The 18,575-nt window shown below is 64.5% G+C and carries 20 protein-coding genes; 7 read left to right on the top strand and 13 right to left on the bottom strand.

Annotated elements, in window-relative coordinates:
• Positions 1-120 precede the first annotated feature (120 nt).
• Positions 121-477, bottom strand: coding sequence for a putative signal transducing protein (locus tag CGS25_RS05140; protein ID WP_101674798.1), 357 nt, complete (start codon positions 475-477; stop codon positions 121-123).
• 137 nt (positions 478-614) lie between these two features.
• Between CGS25_RS05140 and CGS25_RS05135 the strand changes: the two genes are divergently transcribed.
• Entirely contained in the window at positions 615-1,079 is a 465-nt protein-coding gene (locus tag CGS25_RS05135) for a tRNA (cytidine(34)-2'-O)-methyltransferase (protein ID WP_101674885.1), read from the top strand.
• 13 nt (positions 1,080-1,092) lie between these two features.
• Here the strand turns inward: CGS25_RS05135 and secB are convergent, their stop codons facing one another.
• Genes secB through CGS25_RS05120 form a run of 3 tightly spaced genes read right to left on the bottom strand, consistent with a single transcriptional unit; the run spans position 1,093 to position 2,255 of the window.
• Complete coding sequence (secB, locus tag CGS25_RS05130) at positions 1,093-1,572, bottom strand: protein-export chaperone SecB (protein ID WP_089031039.1); 480 nt, start codon at positions 1,570-1,572, stop codon at positions 1,093-1,095.
• A 12-nt stretch (positions 1,573-1,584) separates the two neighbouring features.
• On the bottom strand, positions 1,585-1,839 hold the full coding sequence (gene grxC / locus CGS25_RS05125) for a glutaredoxin 3 (RefSeq protein WP_089031038.1): 255 nt from the start codon (positions 1,837-1,839) through the stop codon (positions 1,585-1,587).
• Positions 1,839-2,255, bottom strand: a complete 417-nt coding sequence (locus CGS25_RS05120; RefSeq protein WP_089031037.1) for a rhodanese-like domain-containing protein — start codon at positions 2,253-2,255, stop codon at positions 1,839-1,841. The genes grxC and CGS25_RS05120 overlap by 1 nt, the downstream gene beginning before the upstream one ends.
• A gap of 70 nt (positions 2,256-2,325) precedes the next feature.
• Here CGS25_RS05120 and CGS25_RS05115 point away from each other — a divergent pair, with 70 nt between their 5' ends.
• From CGS25_RS05115 to CGS25_RS05105, 3 genes are read left to right on the top strand one after another with little or no spacing between them, the layout of a single operon-like run.
• Positions 2,326-3,480 carry a murein hydrolase activator EnvC family protein gene (locus tag CGS25_RS05115; RefSeq protein WP_089031036.1) on the top strand — a complete coding sequence of 385 codons (1,155 nt, stop codon included), beginning with the start codon at positions 2,326-2,328 and terminating at the stop codon, positions 3,478-3,480.
• A 25-nt stretch (positions 3,481-3,505) separates the two neighbouring features.
• On the top strand, positions 3,506-4,846 hold the full coding sequence (locus CGS25_RS05110) for a S41 family peptidase (protein WP_101674797.1): 1,341 nt from the start codon (positions 3,506-3,508) through the stop codon (positions 4,844-4,846).
• 11 nt (positions 4,847-4,857) lie between these two features.
• Positions 4,858-5,619 carry a divergent polysaccharide deacetylase family protein gene (locus CGS25_RS05105; protein WP_101674796.1) on the top strand — a complete coding sequence of 254 codons (762 nt, stop codon included), beginning with the start codon at positions 4,858-4,860 and terminating at the stop codon, positions 5,617-5,619.
• A gap of 185 nt (positions 5,620-5,804) precedes the next feature.
• Here the strand turns inward: CGS25_RS05105 and CGS25_RS05100 are convergent, their stop codons facing one another.
• The 8 genes from CGS25_RS05100 to hisB all read right to left on the bottom strand — a co-directional run bounded on the left by CGS25_RS05100 (position 5,805) and on the right by hisB (position 12,547).
• A complete protein-coding gene (locus CGS25_RS05100) occupies positions 5,805-6,671 on the bottom strand; it encodes a bile acid:sodium symporter family protein (protein ID WP_101674795.1) in 867 nt (288 codons plus the stop codon).
• 74 nt (positions 6,672-6,745) lie between these two features.
• Complete coding sequence (locus tag CGS25_RS05095) at positions 6,746-8,557, bottom strand: toxin-antitoxin system YwqK family antitoxin (RefSeq protein ID WP_157933784.1); 1,812 nt, start codon at positions 8,555-8,557, stop codon at positions 6,746-6,748.
• The gene (gene arfB / locus CGS25_RS05090) at positions 8,550-8,969 is read right to left on the bottom strand and encodes an alternative ribosome rescue aminoacyl-tRNA hydrolase ArfB (protein ID WP_101674793.1); all 420 of its coding nucleotides are present in this window, start codon (positions 8,967-8,969) and stop codon (positions 8,550-8,552) included. The genes CGS25_RS05095 and arfB overlap by 8 nt, the downstream gene beginning before the upstream one ends.
• 207 nt (positions 8,970-9,176) lie before the next feature.
• Positions 9,177-9,620, bottom strand: a complete 444-nt coding sequence (locus tag CGS25_RS05080) for a YaiI/YqxD family protein (protein WP_101674792.1) — start codon at positions 9,618-9,620, stop codon at positions 9,177-9,179.
• Between the two features lie 19 nt (positions 9,621-9,639).
• On the bottom strand, positions 9,640-10,413 hold the full coding sequence (hisF, locus tag CGS25_RS05075) for an imidazole glycerol phosphate synthase subunit HisF (RefSeq protein WP_089031029.1): 774 nt from the start codon (positions 10,411-10,413) through the stop codon (positions 9,640-9,642).
• Positions 10,410-11,192 (bottom strand): 1-(5-phosphoribosyl)-5-[(5-phosphoribosylamino)methylideneamino]imidazole-4-carboxamide isomerase, encoded by a 783-nt coding sequence (gene hisA, locus CGS25_RS05070; RefSeq protein ID WP_089031028.1) that lies wholly within the window; start codon positions 11,190-11,192, stop codon positions 10,410-10,412. The genes hisF and hisA overlap by 4 nt, the downstream gene beginning before the upstream one ends.
• Before the next feature lie 36 nt (positions 11,193-11,228).
• Entirely contained in the window at positions 11,229-11,870 is a 642-nt protein-coding gene (gene hisH / locus CGS25_RS05065; protein WP_089031027.1) for an imidazole glycerol phosphate synthase subunit HisH, read from the bottom strand.
• Positions 11,871-11,941: 71 nt separating this feature from the next.
• A complete protein-coding gene (gene hisB, locus CGS25_RS05060) occupies positions 11,942-12,547 on the bottom strand; it encodes an imidazoleglycerol-phosphate dehydratase HisB (protein ID WP_101674791.1) in 606 nt (201 codons plus the stop codon).
• 67 nt (positions 12,548-12,614) lie between these two features.
• Here hisB and CGS25_RS05055 point away from each other — a divergent pair, with 67 nt between their 5' ends.
• Positions 12,615-12,920, top strand: a complete 306-nt coding sequence (locus tag CGS25_RS05055; RefSeq protein WP_101674790.1) for a GNAT family N-acetyltransferase — start codon at positions 12,615-12,617, stop codon at positions 12,918-12,920.
• A gap of 255 nt (positions 12,921-13,175) precedes the next feature.
• Here the strand turns inward: CGS25_RS05055 and CGS25_RS05050 are convergent, their stop codons facing one another.
• A complete protein-coding gene (locus CGS25_RS05050; RefSeq protein WP_232802261.1) occupies positions 13,176-15,077 on the bottom strand; it encodes a sensor histidine kinase in 1,902 nt (633 codons plus the stop codon).
• 195 nt (positions 15,078-15,272) lie between these two features.
• Here CGS25_RS05050 and CGS25_RS05045 point away from each other — a divergent pair, with 195 nt between their 5' ends.
• Together CGS25_RS05045 and mutY are read left to right on the top strand one after the other, a co-directional pair.
• A complete protein-coding gene (locus tag CGS25_RS05045) occupies positions 15,273-17,504 on the top strand; it encodes an AsmA family protein (protein ID WP_101674789.1) in 2,232 nt (743 codons plus the stop codon).
• Positions 17,501-18,562, top strand: coding sequence for an A/G-specific adenine glycosylase (gene mutY / locus CGS25_RS05040; protein WP_232802260.1), 1,062 nt, complete (start codon positions 17,501-17,503; stop codon positions 18,560-18,562). Before CGS25_RS05045 ends, mutY begins: the two co-directional genes overlap by 4 nt.
• The last annotated feature ends 13 nt before the right edge of the window (positions 18,563-18,575 follow it).

The following is an 18,575-nucleotide window of genomic DNA, read 5'->3' as shown; positions in this document are numbered from 1 at the left end:
CCTTCGGGCCGCCTTCGGCGTTCCAGCCGTGAGCGGCGGGTCTTGCTTGTTTCAAGTCAGATTCGCCCCGCTTGGCAACGAAGCCGCTGTGGGAGCGGTCCTCGACCGCGAAAGGGTGCGTCACCCGCCGCGCAACAACCACAGCACCGCCACCGCTCCGACCACCAGGCCGATCAGCAGGCCGTGGCGGAACGCGCGGCGGGTGTCGTCATGGTGGTGCTCGGTGGGGCGCAGGCGTTCGCGCAGCGATGGCGCGGCGGGGAGCGGTTGGCGGGCCTCGAAATCCGTGATCACTTCGCGGGCGCGGTCTTCGTCGTTGTCGGCGACCCAGACACTGGCCAGGCCCAGCGCCGGCAGTTCGCCGATGCCCCCCTGCAGCATATCGCCGTTGACCTGCGCCAGCAGGCCGGCCTGCTCCAACAACCCGGCCACCATGTGCGCTTCCAACCCGTCGCGGGCTTCATAGACCCGTTTCATGGTGTGCTCCGTGGTGCCATCGCCTGCCCTCTTTTCCGTGATCGCCGCTGCCCGGCCGAACCAGCGCCCAGCAAAGCGCAAAGAAAAGTGCGCGGCAAGCGGTTACCATGTTTGCCCCGCCGCCAACGCCGCCGACCATGCTGCATATCGCCCTGTTCGAACCGGAAATACCGCCCAACACTGGCAATGTGATGCGCCTTGCCGCCAATACCGGCGCCACCTTGCATTTGATTGAACCGCTCGGCTTTCAGTTGGATGAGAAACGGCTGCGCCGGGCCGGGTTGGACTATCGGGATCTGGCCAGCGTCGAGGTGCACGCGGATTACCCGACGTTTCTGAAGCGGCTGCCAGGCGCGCGCGTGTTCGCGCTGACCACTCGCGGTCAGCGGGCATCGGCGGACGCCGGCTTCAAGGACGGGGATGTGCTGCTGTTTGGCCCGGAAACCCGGGGTCTGCCCACAGCGCTGCTGGCCGGTTTGCCCGAACAACAGCGCCTGCGGCTGCCGATGGTCGCTGGCAGCCGCAGCCTTAATCTCAGCAACGCGGTGGCGGTAACGCTCTACGAAGCGTGGCGGCAGCTCGGTTACCCGGGCGCCGGATAGGCGCGAAGCCCGGTTACTGCATGGTGGCGGAGGTACCGGTGGCGGCGCCCTCGCCATTCTGTTTGTCACGCTGCTGCTGATACAGCGCGTCGAAGTTGAGCGGTTGCAGAATCATCTGCGGGAATGAGCCCTTGGAAACCAGATCGGAAACCACTTCGCGAGCGTAAGGGAACAGCACGCTGGGGCAGTAGGAACCCAGCAACTGGGCGCGTTCCTCGCCCTCGATATTAACCACCGTGAAGATGCCCGCCTGGGTCACTTCCACCAAATAGAAAGTGCGGCTTTCCTGCTCGTCCTTGGCGGTCACCGTGACGGTGATCTCCACCTCGAATTCGTTGCCCTCGCCCAGCCGGCGAGCGGCATTGTTCAACTGCACGTTGACCTTGGGTTTCCATTCCTGAAGGAAGATGTCCGGCGCCCCCGGGCACTCGAACGAGGTGTCCTTCAGATACACGCGCTGAAGCTGGAATACCTTTTGCTGATCGTCAGCCATGGTTTTTCTCCGTTATCCGGCGAGCAGGTCGTCGAGCTCCCCCGCCCGCTGCAATGCGTAAAGTTCATCACAACCGCCAACGTGACGGTCCCCAATCCAGATTTGCGGCACGGTGCGGCGGCCGCTACGCTCCATCATCTCTCGCCGGCGGGCCGGATCGCGATCCACGTCGATCTCATCCACCTCGGCCTGTTTGCCGGCCAGCAATTGCTTGGCACGCACGCAAAACGGGCACCAGGCAGTGGTGTAGAGCGTGACCCGTGCCATCAGGCTTTCGCCACTGGCAGGTTATCATTGCGCCAGGCGGTCACCCCGCCCTGAATGCGATAGATGTCCTTAAAGCCCTTGGTGCGCAGCTGGCGCCCCAGGTGCGCGGCCTGATTGCCCGCCTTGCAGGTGAGAATCAGCGGCCGTTCCTTATACTGCTCCAGCTCGGCGAGGCGCTCCATGGCCTTACCGGCGGGCAGGTTAAGGCTGCCGGGTATATGACCGGCGCGAAATTCGTCGTTATCGCGCACGTCCACGATCACCGCGTCGTTCTGGTTGACCAGGTTGGTGGCCATCTGCGGGCTGATCGCCTTACCGCCGCGACGGGACTCCAGGGTAAAAAACACCGCCCACAAAAGGAAAAAGGCGGAGACCAACAGATAGTGGCTGCTGGCGAACTCGATGATACGATCCATGATTGCAATCCTGCCGGCGGAAAATCGGCGTCAAGTATACACACCACCGGTCGGTTAATATAAGGACACCATGAAGCCTGTTTTTCTGCTGCTACTACTGATCCCCGTCCTGCTGCGCGCCGAACAGGCCTCTCCGCAGCAGCTCAAGGAGCTCAAAGCCCGCATCGAGACGCTCTCCGAGGCCCAGAACCAGGATCTCGAAGAGCGCGACAGCCAGCGGGCCAGCCTGCGCACCACCGAAACCCGGATCAGCAAGCTGGTGCGCGAGCGGCGCGCTCTGGAGAACGACGCCCGCGCCGCGCAGCGGCGTCTGGACGGGCTGGAGAAACACCAGGCGCGACTGGCCGAGGAAAAGAAGCTGCAACTGCAGTGGCTGGCGAAGACAGTGCGCGCCAGCTACGAGACCGGCCGCGAGGAGCGCATCAAGCTGCTGCTCAATCAGCAAGACCCGGAACGCATCGCCCGGCTGCTGCGCTATCAGGAGTATTTTCAGCGTGCCCGCACCAAGCGGCTGACCGCCCTGCAGGGCGAACTGGTGGAATTGCGCCAGGTGGCCGAACAGGTCAACGCCGCCCGCGCCGACCTGCTTGACCGGCGCACGGAACTGGCGGCCCATGAAAAGCGTCTTAAGGGCGCGGTGGCCGAGCGCGAACAGAACATCGCCAGCCTGAACCGCTCTCTGGATCAGCGCGGCAGCAACATCGCCGGGCTGCGCCAGGATCAGAAGCACCTGGAAAAACTGCTCGAGGACATGCGTCGCACCCTGCCCGGGGTGCCACCGGACGCCGCTGGCAAACCCTTCGGCACCCTGGACGGCAAGTTGCCCTGGCCGGTGCCGGGCAAGGTGCTGTCCGGGTTTAATTCAACCCGCGAAGGCGCCCTGCGCTGGGACGGCGTGATCCTGGCCGCCGACACCGGCACGCCGGTGCGCGCCATTCACCCTGGCCGGGTGGTGTTCGCCGATTGGATGCGCGGCTATGGGCTGCTGATTATTCTCGACCACGGCGGCGGCTACCTGACGCTCTACGGTTACAACCAGAGCCTGCTGCGCGAGGTCGGGGAATGGGTCGCCACCGGCGATGTGCTGGCCCTGGCCGGACGCTCCGGCGGCAATGCCCGCAGCGCGCTTTACTTTGAAATCCGCCACCGTGGCAAGGTGGTCAATCCGGCGCGTTGGTGCGACCACCGTGTTACACTGCCGCCGATTGCCCGCACCGATGACTGACACCGCTCCCGGGTTGAGGAAGACCATGCTGAAGACCTCTCACGCCATACTGCGCAATGCTTTTTTCGTGATCGCCCTGGCCGCCCCCCTGGCCCACGCCCAAGACCCGGAAGTCGATCAGCAAGCCAAGAAACAAGGCGTGCCGGTGACCGAGCTGCGCGCCTTCGCCGAGGTGCTGGAGCGCATTCGTGGCGCTTATGTCACCGAGGTGGACGAGCATGACCTGATCCAGGCGGCGATTCGCGGCATGCTGATGGAGCTGGACCCGCACTCAGCCTACCTGACCCCGGACCAGTTCGAGGACCTGCAATCGGTGACCACCGGCGAATTCGGCGGGCTCGGGCTGGAGGTGACCATGGAAGACGGTTTCGTCAAGGTGGTCACGCCCATCGACGACTCCCCCGCCAGCCGCGCCGATATCCAGGCCGGCGATCTGATTCTGAAAATCGACGACACCTTCGTGAAAGGCATCGGCCTGCAGGAAGCGGTGGAATTGATGCGCGGCAAGACCGGCAGCGAAGTGACCCTGTCGGTGCTGCGCGACGGCGCCGACAAACCCCACTCGGTGACTCTGAAACGCGATCGCATTCAGGTGCACAGCGTCAAACAGGAAACCCTGGAGCCCGGTTACGGCTATCTGCGCATTTCCCAGTTCCAGAACAACACCGGCACCGAAGCCGGCCAGGCCCTGAACAAGCTGGAAGCCAACGGCGATCTGAAGGGTCTGGTTCTGGATCTGCGCAACAACCCCGGCGGCGTGCTGACCGGCGCGGTGGAAGTGGCGGATCTGTTCATGGACAGCGGCCTGGTGGTTTACACCCAGGGCCGCGACGCGCAAAGCCGCAACGACTTTTCCGCCACCCCCGGCGACCAGTTGCATGGCCTGCCCCTGGTGGTGCTGGTCAACGGCGGCTCGGCGTCCGCCTCGGAGATCGTTGCCGGCGCCCTGCAAGACCAGGGCCGGGCCATAGTGGTGGGCAACCGCACCTTCGGCAAGGGCTCGGTGCAGACGGTGCTGCCGATCAGCGGCGACAACGCCCTCAAACTGACCACCGCGCGTTACTACACTCCCAAGGGCCGGTCGATTCAGGCCCAGGGTATTGTTCCGGACATTGCGATTCAGGTGGCCAGCGTCAAGCTGGTGGAAGACAGCCTGCTGCGCGAATCCGATCTGCCCCATCACCTGCTCAACCAGAAAGCCAGCGAACCGGCGGACGATAAAAAAGAGCCCCCGGAGGCGCTGGCCAGCCGCGACTACCCGCTCTCCCAGGCGCTGTCCATTCTCAAGGGCATCAACCTGGCCGAGCGGCGCCAACTTGAGCGGCGCCCCGACGACGCGCGGAACGCGGCCTCCACACCAAGGTGAGACCGCTTTTCATGGCGGCGGCACTCCTTTACGGGGTGGCCGCCGGGCTCGCCATGGCGGCCCCGCCCCGCATCGCCATCATCATCGATGACCTGGGCTACAACCGCGCCCATGGCGAGGCGGTGCTCGCTCTGCCCGGCGCACTCACCTGCGCGGTGATTCCGGCAACCCCGTTTGCCCGGCGCCTGGGTGCCCAGGCCGCCAGCACCGGCAAAGAGGTGATGATTCATCTGCCAATGGCCGCGCTGGACGCGCGCCACCTGGACGCAGGCGCCATCAACGACACCATGAGCCAGGCCCGCATCGCCGCGGTCCTCGATCAGGCCCGCGCCACTCTGCCGGCCGCCCGCGGCGTCAACAATCACATGGGCAGCGCGCTCACCGCCGAGCACCAGCCGATGCGGCGCCTGATGAGCGAACTGGGCAAACGGCACCTCTACTTTCTGGACAGCCGCACCAGCGCCGCCACGGTCGCCGAGCGCACCGCCCGGCAACAGGGCGTGGCCACCGGCCGCCGCGACGTGTTTCTCGACAACCAGCGTGATTTCGCGCGCATCAACGACCAGTTCAACAAGCTACTGGAGCTGGCGCGCCAGCGCGGCCACGCCATCGCCATTGGCCACCCCTACCCGGAAACCATCGCCTACCTGCGCCAGGTATTGCCGGTGATCGAACAAGCCGGCGTGCGGCTGGTGCCAGTGTCAGCCCTGCTGCACACCCCCAAGCGCCACACCGCCGCCACCCCAACCCGCCCACCCGACGACGCCGGCTGAAGGGTGGTACGGATACAGGATTCAGGATTCAGGATTCAGGCGCGCGAGACGGGCGTTCCTGGCTGCAACGCCGTGCTCGCGCGGCACACCAAACTTCGCGGCCACGGCCCAGGGGGAGAGCACGGCTCCCCCCGCGCCTGAATCCTGTATCCTGCATCCTGCATCGCGGCCAAAGGCCGCCTCACCTACCGCCCAATCCCGCTAAGCCGGCTGTAGCCCAACATCAGAAACCCGAACAGGAACATCAGCACGCCGTACACCGCCGCCGGCACCGACATCGCTTCGGATTGCAGCAGGGTGAGCGTGACCATCAGCCCCAGGGTGCCGTTCTTGATGCCCAGTTCAATCGCCACCGTGAACGCCTGGGCCCGGCTCAGGCCGATCAGGCGGCCACCGGCCATGCCCAGCGCCAGCCCGACCAGGTTCAGCAACACCACCGCGGCACCACCCTGGCGCAGCAACACCAGAGCTTCTTCGCCCAGGTCCACCAGCAGCATAACGATCACCACGATCAGCACCAGAAGGCCAAACACACTGACCACCTTCTCGCCTTTTGCCGCCCAAGCTGGCCGCCGATGACGCACCACCATGCCCAGCGCCACCGGCACCAGAACGATCACCAGCAAAGTGGCGATGGTACGCAAAACCGGCAACGACACGGTGCGGCCGGCATCGCTGAAGCGCTCCAGGGCCCAGCCGGCGAACAGCGGTAAAGTGACAATGGTGATCAGGCTGGCGGCCACGGTCAGCACAATGGAAAGCGCCACGTCGCCGCGACCGAGAAAGGTGAACAGATTAGAGGTGGTGCCGCCGGGGCAGGCGGCAATGATCACCAGCCCCACCGCCAGCGCCGGCGACAAGTCCAGCGTCAGCGCCAGGCCGATGCCCACCAGCGGCAGCAGAATGATCTGCGCCACCAGCCCGAACAGGGTGGCGCGCGGCGCCACCAGAACTTCCCGGAAATCACGGAGCGTGAGTGTCAGCCCCATCCCCACCATGATCAAAAACAGCGCGGCGGGAAGCCCCACCGCAATCAATGTCGCCTGATCCATGCCCGCTTTCCCATCCGTTGTTTTGCACGATCGTACCTCAACGTAACGGGGCCGGCCACGTGCAACCGCCCGGGCTATTGCGGCGAATGGCTCTGCATCAGGTATTCCCAGGTGTTGTTGCGCTGCATCGGGAAACCGATCCAACCGGCCTGCGGGGCACGCGCATGACGCGGCTCGCCGGCCTCGGCGGTGTCGCCCGGGCCGGCCAGGGCCACCAGCTCGGTGAACCAGGTGGCGGCGTTGTCCAGCAGTTGCTCCGCCGGGCGACCCGGCAGGTTCGGGTCACCGGATTCCATATGCGCCTTGAGCACCACCCGGCCGGCCTCCGGCGCGTACCACAGCAACTCTTGGGTAAAGCCGTCCACCTGGCCGTCGCCGCCGTTCTTGATGCGGTCCAGCCCGCCGCCTTCGCCGCTGGCCTGGTCCTTGCGCCAGGCGAGCTCGCGGCTGATGCGCAGCGCCTTGAAAGTGCCGGCGCCGACGCGGATGGTTTCCACCGCGCTCACCGTGCTGGTGATCTGGGTGCGGTAGCGGTACTGCCAGTGGGCGCCGTCCGAGGCCGGCACCTTGACGGTGTCCTCGGTGCGGTAGCGCCACACGTCCCCGGGGTGCAGGGGGAAGCGCAGCATGGGCCCGTTCTCCTGGTCCACCGGCTGATAGCGGTGCACATCCTCTTCCAGTGTGGCCTGGCCCTGGCCCACCTGGTAGCGGGCTTGATCGCCGTCCTTTTCGGTGAGAGTCAGCACCACCGGTTCCGCGTCGTTGAACTGGTACAGCCAGGTGGTGCCCACCTCGGGCAGGGTGCGCGTCACTTCCTGAAACGCCTCCGGCAACCCGGGTATTCCCTGATCGTCGCGCACCACCAGATCCGCGCCGATCTCGAACTGGTGCTGAAATTCGCCGTGTTCGTCGTAGGTGATAAAAGTAACGGCGCCGCTGTCCTGATCGGTTTCAAACCACTCGCCCACCGGCTTGTCATCATGGTATTCGCCGCGTCTGAGCAACTGACCGTCGCGGCGCACCGTGAACAGCCCCTCCTGGAGGCCGTTTTTGTAGTGCTCCTCGGTGCGCGTATCGCCGTCGACGTGGACCTGCAGGCCATCGTAATCAAAATCCGGCATCATCACCGCGCGGCGATGTTTCAATTTGCCCTGCTCATCATAGGCTTGGGTGATCGAACGATAGGACTCGCCCTGGCCGCGCCGGTTGCGCTCTTTCAAACTGCCGTCGGCGCGATACGCCTCGGTCATCACCTCGCCGTTCGCCTCTTCCTTGCGCTGCGTCACGCGCCCCTGCGCATCATAGGTGAGCCGCACCCGCACCGGCTTACCCTCGCGCTGCAAGGTGAAATAATCCATCAGCAGGGAGCCGTCACGGCGGTAACGTTTGATCGGGTCCCGGCGCTCGGCGGTGCTCTCCAGCGATTCCAGCTCGACGCTGCCGTCGGCATAGAAACGCTTCACCGGGTAATAGCCATCCGGCTCATATTGGCGCAGCTCTTCGCGGCTGCCATCACGGCGGTAAACCGTCTCGATGCCGGTAATCAGGCCCTCGTCATCGTACTGCCCTTGCAAATGGGGCTTACCGTTTTCATGATAAAAGACGTAATCGCCACGGCGGTTTTCCTGGGCCAGCGGCTCATCGCTCTGGGGCTCGGCAATGTAACCTTCAAACGCCAGCCCGCCGCCGGCGTAGTCGATGTCGACGCGCCACAGCTCACCGCTTCGTTGTGGCGGCCACCGCACCTGGTACGCCGGCGACTGATCGGTGAAATGCCATTTCTCGTCCAGCCCCCGGGTGGCCGCCTGGGCGGCCACGCCCCACAGTGATGAAATGAGCGCCGCCATCATCAGCCACGCCCCCAACAGTCCCTGTCTCCTAGTCATCGCCTTTCACCTTTCCTCTTAGTGCTTTGATACCCCCACGCTTGGTCTTGCTGTCCACGCGCCTGCGTTTCGCGGCCTTGGTGGGGCGGGTCGGGGTGCGGGATTTGTGCACCACGGTGGCGTCCTGGATCAGCGCCTTAAGGCGCGCCAGAGCATCGTCCAGGTTCTTTTCCTGGGTGCGGAAGCGCTGTGCCTTGATCACCACCACGCCCTCGCCGGTGATGCGCCGATCCGAATACGCCAGCAGCCGCTCCTTATAGAAATCCGGCAACGACGACGCGGCGATATCGAAACGCAGATGAATCGCCGAAGCGACTTTATTAACGTTCTGCCCGCCCGCCCCCTGAGCGCGAATCGCCTGCCACTCGATCTCGGCATCGGGGATGGTCACGGTGTTTGATAGTCGGAGCATGGGATTATCCTTGTTTGGGTGCTGCGCGCTGGACGCTGGACGCTGGACGCCGGACGCCGGACGCTTAAAACATCTGGTCTGCCCGGTGCGTGGGCACCCTATCCGCGATGCGTAGCCGCAAAGCTCGCGGAACCGGGTTTTGACTTAGCGTCTGGCGTCTGGCGTCTGGCGTCCGGCGTCCGGCGTCCGGCGTCCGGCGTCCGGCGCCTAGCGTCGAGCCAGAAACCGATCCAACGCATTGGCGAAAGTCTGCACGTCGCTTTTACTCAGCGAAGCGGGCCCACCGGTCTGTACGCCGGTGGAACGCAGCTCCTCCATGAAATCGCGGCGGCCAAGGTGCTCGCGAATGGTTTCGGTGTCGTAGAGGGTGCCACGGGGATTGAGCGCGGTGCCACCGCTGTCCACCACCCGGGCGGCGAGCGGAACGTCGCCGGTGATCACCAGATCGCCGGGTTGCACCTGCTCGGCGATGTAGTCGTCGGCCTGATCAAAACCGGCCGCCACCTGCACCGCGCGAATGTGCGGCGAGCGCGGCGTGCGAATAAAGTGGTTGGCCACCAGGGTGGTGTCGATGCCGCGCCGGGTGGCGGCGCGGAACAGCACCTCGCGGATCACCGCGGGGCAGGCGTCGGCGTCGATCCAGAGATTCATGACAGCAGCCTGCCAGGGCTCAAAGCCGCATCTCGATGCCGGCGTTCCGCATGAACCGCTTGGCCTCGCCGATGGTGTATTCCGCGAAGTGGAAGATCGACGCCGCCAGCACCGCGTCGGCGCCGCCCTGGATCACGCCATCCACCAGATGCTGCAGATTGCCGACCCCGCCGGAGGCGATCACCGGCACCGGCACCGCGTCGCTGATGGCGCGGGTCAGGGCAATGTCGAAGCCGTTCTTGGTACCGTCGCGGTCCATGCTGGTGAGCAGAATCTCGCCGGCGCCGTAATCGGTCATCCGTTGCGCCCACTCCACCGCGTCGATGCCGGTGGGCTTGCGGCCGCCGTGGGTGAAAATCTCCCAGCGATTACGCTCGCTCTCGCCGCTGACTTTCTTGGCATCGATGGCCACCACGATGCATTGCGCGCCAAACCGCTCGGCGGCCTCGCGCACGAAATCCGGGTCACGCACCGCCGCCGAATTAATGCTCACCTTATCGGCGCCGGCGTTGAGCAGGTTGCGGATGTCTTGCAAAGTGCGCACGCCGCCGCCCACGGTGAGCGGGATGAACACCTGGCTGGCCATGCGCTCCACCGTATCCAGAGTGGTGTCGCGGTCCTGATGACTGGCGGTGATGTCCAAAAAGGTGATTTCATCGGCGCCGGCTTCGTTATAGCGGCGCGCCACTTCCACTGGATCGCCGGCGTCGCGGATATCGACGAACTGAACGCCCTTGACCACCCGGCCGGCGTCCACGTCGAGGCAGGGGATGATCCGTTTCGCCAGTGTCATTCGCGCACCCCGCTGCCGCTGGTGCCGGACATCGCCGGGCCACGGCCTTTCAGTTCGTCCGCCAGCGCCTGGCCTTTCTCGAAATCCAGGGTGCCCTCGTAAATGGCGCGCCCGGTAATCGCACCGGTAATGCCGCTGGCATCGCTTTCACACAGCTGCCGCACGTCTTGCAGATCGGTGATGCCGCCGGAGGCGATCACCGGAATCGAGACCGCGCGGGCGAGCCGCTCGGTGGCTTCCACGTTAACGCCCTGGAGCATGCCATCACGGCTGATGTCGGTGTAAACGATGGCGGCCACGCCGTCGTGTTCGAACTGGCGGGCCAGATCGATCACGTCCACATCGGTGACCTGGGCCCAGCCGTCGGTGGCCACTTTGCCGTCTTTGGCGTCCAGACCGACGATGATATGACCGGGAAAACGCTGGCACATCTCTTTCACGAACGCCGGCTCGCGCACCGCCTTGGTGCCGATGATCACCCATTGCACGCCGGCGTCCAGGTAGGCCTGAATGGTCTCGGCGCTGCGGATACCGCCACCGATCTGAATCGGCAGCCCCGGGTGGGCGCGGGCAATGGCGTTGACGATCTCGCCATTGACCGGCTCACCGGCGAAGGCGCCGTTGAGATCCACCAGGTGCAGGCGGCGAGCGCCTTTTTTCACCCAGTCGCCGGCCACCGCCACCGGATCGTCGGAGAATACCGTGTCGTCGTCCATTCGGCCCTGCTTAAGGCGCACGCATTTGCCGTCTTTCAGGTCGATGGCGGGGATCAGTTCCATGGTTCTCTCACTCGATGGGTTTGTTCGGGCGCTGGTTCAGGGCTGCCAGCGCAGGAAATTTTCCAGCAGTTGCAGGCCGGCGTCGGCGCTTTTTTCCGGGTGGAACTGCACCGCGAACACATTGCGGCGGGTGGCGGCAGCGGCGAACTGGATGCCATATTCGCAACCGCCCGACACCTGCTCATCCGGCAAGCCGGTGACGCAATAGCTGTGCACGAAGTAGAAACGGCTGTCGTCGGCGATGCCCGCCCACATCGGGTGCGGATGCATCTGGCGCACCTGGTTCCAGCCCATGTGCGGCACTTTCAAACGCTGCCCGGTGTCGCCGTGTTGCTCGCCGAAGAAGGTCACCTGGCCGGGAAACACGCCCAGGCAATCCACCCCCTGGTTCTCTTCGCTGAAATCCATCAGCGCCTGCATGCCCACGCACACACCCAGCAGCGGCTTGCCGGCGTCAATCACATCGAGGATCGCCCGATCCAGGCCGGTCTCGGTGATCACTTTCATGCAATGGCGGATCGCGCCGACGCCGGGAAACACCACCCGGTCGGCCTGGCGCAGTTGCTGTGGGTCGCTGGTGACCAGAATGCGCTGCCCGGAGGCGACCCGCTCCAAGGCCTTGCCCGCGGAGTGCAGATTGCCCATGCCATAGTCGAGCACGGCGACGGTTTCGCTCATTGCGGAGCCTCTTAATGTGATTCAGGCGAGGCGCGGCCACGGCCGCGCGCGTCCAGCCGGGGTCTGACTGACTAGGGGGCTTCCGTGAGGGTGCCCTTGGTGCTCGGCGTCACCCCGGCCATGCGCGCGTCCGGTTCCACCGCCATGCGCAGCGCGCGGCCGAACGCCTTGAACACGGTTTCCGCCTGATGGTGCGCGTCCTTGCCGCGCAGGTTATCGATGTGCACGGTGATCATGGAGTGGTTCACCAGACCCTGGAAGAACTCGAAGAACAGGTCCACGTCGAAGCCGCCGATCATGCCCCGGGTGAAATCCACGAACATCTCCAGGCCCGGCCGGCCGGACAGGTCGATCACCACCCTTGAGAGCGCCTCGTCCAGGGGCACATAGGCATGACCATAACGGCGCAGGCCTTTCTTGTCGCCCCAGGCCCGCGCCAGCGCCTGGCCCAGGGTAATGCCGATGTCTTCCACCGTGTGGTGGGCATCGATGTGCAGATCCCCCACCGCCTTGACCTCGATGTCGATCAGGCCGTGGCGGGCTACCTGGTCCAGCATGTGCTCCAGAAACGGCAATCCGGTGTCCAGCTTGCTGGCTCCGGTGCCATCCAGATTGACGGAAACCCGGATCTGGGTTTCCAGGGTGTTGCGCTCAACTGTGGCGCGACGTTCGCTCATCGGTACCTCCCGAAAGTGCAGCCCGCTATTATACGTACCCCCGGAGCCCCTCACCAGCGGAGACACCATGCCGATCAGCGTTGAATTTCACCCCAGCCGCCCGGAACTGGCGCAAACCTTCGCCCAGGTCCTGCGTGACCAGCCCGATTACGCCGCCGAGCTGGAGCTCGCCCTGGGCGAAAACCGCGACCTGGTCGCCGCCCATTTCAACGGCAAACCGGTCGCCGTGGCGCTTCTGCACGGCAATCAACTCGCCTGGATGGTGGTCCACCCCGCCACCCGCGGCCGCGGCGTCGGCCGGGATTTCCTGCGACTGATTGAGAAGCGGCTGGGGCATGGGGTGGAGTTGCCGGAGAAATGTAAAAGCAGTTGAAGGTTGAAAGTTAAAAGTTGTAACGCGCCGGAGGTGGCCCGGTCGCGGAACCGCCAACACCGCGTTTGAACGCCGGTCGAGCGCCGCCTCTACCACAAAGTTGGAAACTCGCTTACGGGCCTACCGGGTAATCCACGGTTTGAAAACGCGCTGAAGTGGGCGGCGGCGCACTTTAATGCTCAAGCGCGCCCCACCACCGATCAGTCATCTCCGCGCCGCACCCGCGTTTTAACTTTTAACTTTTAACGCCCCGACTCACCCGCCCTCCGCATCCAACCGAATCACCAACATAAACCCCTTCCCAGGGCCGTCGCTTTCCGCCCAGATGCGGCCGCCGGTTTGTTCGATCATCACTCGGGCCATGGCCAGCGACAGGCCGTAGCCCTCTTCATGGTGGCGGGAGCCGACCACGAAGAACGGTTCGAACAGGCTTTCCAGCTGGCTTTCGTGGGCACCGCGGCCATCGTCGCGCACGCGGATTTCGGCGCGCTCGCCACGGGCGGTGCTGGTCAGCTCGATGCGGCCACCGGGCTCACTGAAACGGATCGCGTTATCCAGCGCCATTGCCAGCACTTCGCGCAACTCGGTCTCGTTGGCGCGCACCTGCAAATCCGCATCGATGTGGTTATGCACGGTCAGATTGCGCTCGCGCAAAGCCCCGCTGGCGCCGGCCAGAGTGTCATCCAGCAGGCGCCGCGGCGAGCAGCGGGCCAGCAGCGGCGAACCATCCCGGTCGGCAAGATCGAAATAACGCAACGAGGTGGCGACCATGCCCATCAGGCGTTGCTGGCCCTTGCGCACCAAAGCCCAGACATCCCGCTCAGCGCCGTCGTCATTGGCCGAATGCGCGGCTCCCAGCCAGTTGATCGGCGTGTTCAGCTCATGGCTGACATACTGCAAAAAAGTGGATTTATCCCGGTTCATCTGCTCGATTTCGCGCACGTGGCGCTCCAGGTTCTGCCGCGCTTCGATGAACAACTGGCTGCGCTCACGCTCCAGAAAACGAATTCGGTCGCCCAGCGCCAGGGACAGCATCACCACCACCCACAGCGCGCCGATGTGCGGCAGCATGGTGATGATGGTGGCATAGGGCACCCAGCCCAGGTTGCCGAGCACGAAGATAAAAATCAGCAGCAGGAACACCGACCAGGCGGCCACGTACAAGCGCGCCGCCTGATAACCCCGCGCCCACACCATCCAGCCCAACCAGCTGAACAACAGCACGGTGATCAACACCACCAGCGTGGAAAGGTAATAGGACCAGGGCGGCGGGATCAGCAATTGCACCACCAGCAGAACACCGAGGGCAGCCAGATAGTGCCGCAGCAGGCGATCGTAGCGCACGAAGCGCTGTTTAAGGCTAAGGAAATGGCGCGAATACATGGCCAGGGCCGGGGTGCAGATATAGATGCCCAACCAGTAGTACTCATTCAACCTGGGTAGATTCGGCCACACGAACTGCAGCCCGAAACCGTTGATATTGAGATTGAACAGCAGAATACCGGCCAGAAAGGCCACGAAGTAGAGGTACACTGGCTCGCGCAACGACAGCGCCAGCAGCGCGTTGTACACCACCATGATCAGCAGACAGCCGTAAAACACCCCGTAGATCAGCGTGTCCCGATAGGTGTATTCCACCAGTCCCTCGGCGCTGTAGAGCATTGGCGAAAGATTGATCGCGCCCTTGCCGCTGACCTTCACGTAATAGACGCGCGGCCCCTCTATGCTGGTATCGAGCGGAAACACGAACGCCCGATGGTCCATCATCCGGTGGCTGAACGGCAGGGTGTCGCCCATCTCGACGCGCTGATAATGATTGCGCTGGTCGGGTTTAAACAACGTAATGTGGTCAAGAATCGGGTAGCGTTCCACCAGATACCAGTTGTGCGCGCGCGCCGCGGAAAGATCCAGGGTGAAGCGCAGCCAGATCACGCTGCCGGTGAAACCGAAGTTGGGCTCGTCGGCGGCATTGGGCGCGAACCGGCCGGCGAACTCGCCGCGCACCTGGTTGAAATCCCAGCTCCCCTCCGGGTCCACCAGCACGTCCATGAACCGCGCCACGGTGATCGCGGTCTGATCCGAGGAAGGCGCCACGGTTTGCGCGTGGACGCCGGCGCAACACAACCAGGCCAGCCACAGCAGCATCGGGCGGAGCAAAAAATTGCCGTTTTTTAACAAAGATGCATCCCCCGGAGAGCCGGACAGCGCTCTGCCCCGTTTATTATTTGCCTGCTGAACGCATGTTTTGACCAGATCACCGCGCCCGGTCACCATTGTCCATGCTCATTACGCATGAGCCTACCGGGTTGATATAATCCCGGCCCACAGGCCGGGGCGCAAGGAGAGCTCTGTATGAGACGCGCAATAAAGATTGTTTTGATCGTCATCGCCGCCCTGATCATCCTGGTGGCGGCGGCGCTGTTCATCATTACCCAGGTGATCGACCCCAACGATTTCAAGCCGCAAATCCGCGAGCAAGCCCGCGAACAGGCCAACCTGGACCTGCAAATCCCCGGCGAGCTGGCCTGGCAGTTCTGGCCCTCCCTGGGGGTGAGCATGGGCCGCACCGAAGCGCGCATCGCCAATCAACAGGCTTTGTTCGCCGCCATCGATTCCGCCAGCGTCAGCGTCTCGGTGTGGCCTTTGCTGTTCGGCCAGGTTCAGATGGACGGCGTGCAACTGGACGGCCTTGAGCTGAACCTGGAAGAGACCGCCGACGGCGCCAACTGGGAACAGATCGGCCCGCGGGACAAGAGCCCCGAAACCGCCCAGGAAGAACCCGCCAGCGAAGAACCGGCGGATTCCGGCAGCATGGAGATTCCGCTCACCATCCCCAGCGTGGTGGTGAGCAACGGCCAGGTGCGTTATCGCAACACCACCGACGGCTCCGACATCCGTGTTGAGCATTTCAACCTGAACGCCCAGGACGTCAGCTTCGATGAACCCTTCCCGCTGCAAATGTCGCTGCGCTACCAGGATCAAAGCGATATCCGCATGGACCTGAATCTGGCCACCACCCTGGCCGCCGACCTGGACAGCAACCATTATGAGCTGAACCCGATGACCCTGGACGCCCAGATCGCCGGTGTCACCATCAACCCGGTGGACGTGCATCTCGAGCAACGCCTGGAGGTCAATCTGAACGAAGATCGCGCCTCGATCAGCGATCTGGTGCTGGAAGCCGCCGGCACCCGCACCACCGGCCAGGCCACCGTCACCGGGCTGACCGGCAAGATGAAAGTGGCCGGCCAGCTCAACACCGAACCGTTCGACGCCAACAAGGCCCTGGAAGCGATCGGCGAGAAACCGATTGAAACCAGCGACGACAACGCCCTGAGCAAGATCGCCATGAGCGCCACCCTGGCGGGCCCGGAAAACAGCGTCATGGTTAACCCGCTTAAGATCACCCTGGACCAGAGCACCCTGAGCGGCAGCGCCGGATTGCAAAGCCTGGACACCGGCAAAATCGTGTTCGACCTGGCGCTGGACAAGATCGCCCTGGACGGCTACCTGCCGCCGCAAGCCGCCGCCAAGGAAGAGCCCAAGGGCGAAGCCACCGCCGCCGGCTCCAGCACCGGTAAGACCGGCGGCACCGAAGCGCTCTCCGACGCCGAACTGATTCCGGTGGACACCCTGCGCCCGCTGCTGGTGGACGGCAAACTGCGCATCGGCCAGCTCAGCTACCAGGGCATTCAGGCCCAGGACATGCTGTTCGCGGTGAACGCCAGCAACGGCATCTTGAAACTGACCCAGGCCAGCGGCAAGGCGCTGCAAGGCAGCTTCAAGGCCAGCGGCAGCCTGGACGCTTCCGCCAAGACCCCGCGTATTCAGGTCGCCAGTGAGCTCAACAACATGCAGCTGCAACCGCTGGCGCAACTGGCCAGCGACAAGGATCTGGCCAAGGGCATCCTCAACCTGAAAGCCAATCTCAACGCCAGCGGCAACAGCGAAAAAGCCCTGGTCGGCTCCGCCAAAGGCAACGTGGACATCGGCCTGAGCGACGGCACCGTGCGCGGCTTGAACCTCTACAACACCCTGGTCGGCGGCATCAACGACATGCTCGGCCGCTTCCAGGCACTGGCCGCGCTGATTCCCAACCAGGAATCCGGCAAGCTGCCCAAGGCGCTCTCCGAGGACACCAAGATCATTGATCTGAACGCCAAGGCCAGCCTGGACAAGCAGGTCGCCACCCTCAACAGCCTGGACGCCAAACTGGAGAAAGGCAGCATTTCCGGCAACGGCTGGGTGAACACCCTGAACCAGGATTTCGATCTGCGCATCGGCATGCAAAGCCCGGAACTGGGCGGCGGCAAGTATCTGCAACAGGCCACCTGGCCGCTGCGCTGCCAGGGCAATCTGGCCGGCAGCCCGGCGAAATGGTGTGGCCCGGACCGCGAGGGCTTTGAAAAGCTCGCCCAGCAGGCCGCCACCAACGCCGCCAAGGGCAAGCTGAAAGAGAAGCTGGGCATCGACGCGGAAGGCGATACCACCGAGGAAGTACTGAAAAACGCCGCCAAGCAGAGAGCCCAGGAAGAGATCGACAAAAAACTGGGCGACAAGCTCAAGGGGCTGTTTAACCGTTGAGCGAACCCGCCTTCAGCGACGCCGTGCTGGCCTGGTACGACCAGCACGGCCGCAGCGACTTACCCTGGCAGCACCCGCGCACGCCTTACCGCGTCTGGGTTTCCGAAATCATGCTGCAACAGACCCAGGTGAGCACCGTGATCGGCTATTTCGACCGTTTCATGGCCGCGTTCCCCGACGTGCACGCCCTGGCGGCGGCGGACACCGACCAAGTGCTGCACCTGTGGACCGGCCTCGGTTACTACGCCCGCGCCCGCAACCTGCACAAGGCGGCGCGGCAACTGGTGGCCGAGCACGGCGGCGAATTTCCCGCCACCGTCGAGGAAGTCGCGGAGCTGCCCGGCATCGGCCGCTCCACCGCCGGCGCCATTCTCGCGCAAAGCCGGGGCGTGCGCGCACCGATTCTGGACGGCAACGTCAAACGGGTGCTCGCGCGCCTGCACGCGGTGCCCGGCTGGCCGGGCAAGAAACCGGTGGAAAAGCGGCTCTGGGAACTGGCCGAACAGCACACCCCCACCCGGCGGCTGGCGGATTACACCCAGGCGGTAATGGACCTCGGCGCCACGCTGTGCGCCCGCCGCCCGGATTGCCCGCGCTGCCCGGTGGCGACACTGTGCCAGGCGCGCGCCGACGGCAACCCCCAGGACTACCCCGGCCGCAAACCGGCCAAACAAAAACCGGTACGCCAGACCCGCATGCTGATTCTGCGCAACCGCGACGGCCAGGTGTGGCTGGAGCCACGCCCGCCCAGCGGCATCTGGGGCGGCCTGTGGTGCTTCCCGCAACTGGACGGCGACGAGCCGGAGCAACACGCCCTGCAAGCGCGTGGCCTGAGCGTGCGAGACACGGAAAGCCTGACGCCCTTCCGCCACACCTTCAGTCACTTTCACCTGGACATTCAACCGCGCCTGCTGCGGGTGGACAGCACCGGCCGCGACCTGCACGATGCCGACGGCCGCTGGGTCAGCCCCGCCGACCCCGGCGAACTGGGCCTGGCCGCCCCGGTCAAGAAACTGCTCGACCGGCTCGACTCACCCCGCCAGCGCGGGCTTCTGTAACCACGGCCCCGCC

Origin of the sequence: Alloalcanivorax mobilis (assembly GCF_002864685.1) — a bacterium.
In the GTDB taxonomy this organism is placed as follows: Bacteria; Pseudomonadota; Gammaproteobacteria; order Pseudomonadales; family Alcanivoracaceae; genus Alloalcanivorax; species Alloalcanivorax mobilis.
The sequence above is the reverse complement of the archived record's forward strand: the minus strand, read 5'-3'. Positions and strand labels throughout refer to the sequence as shown.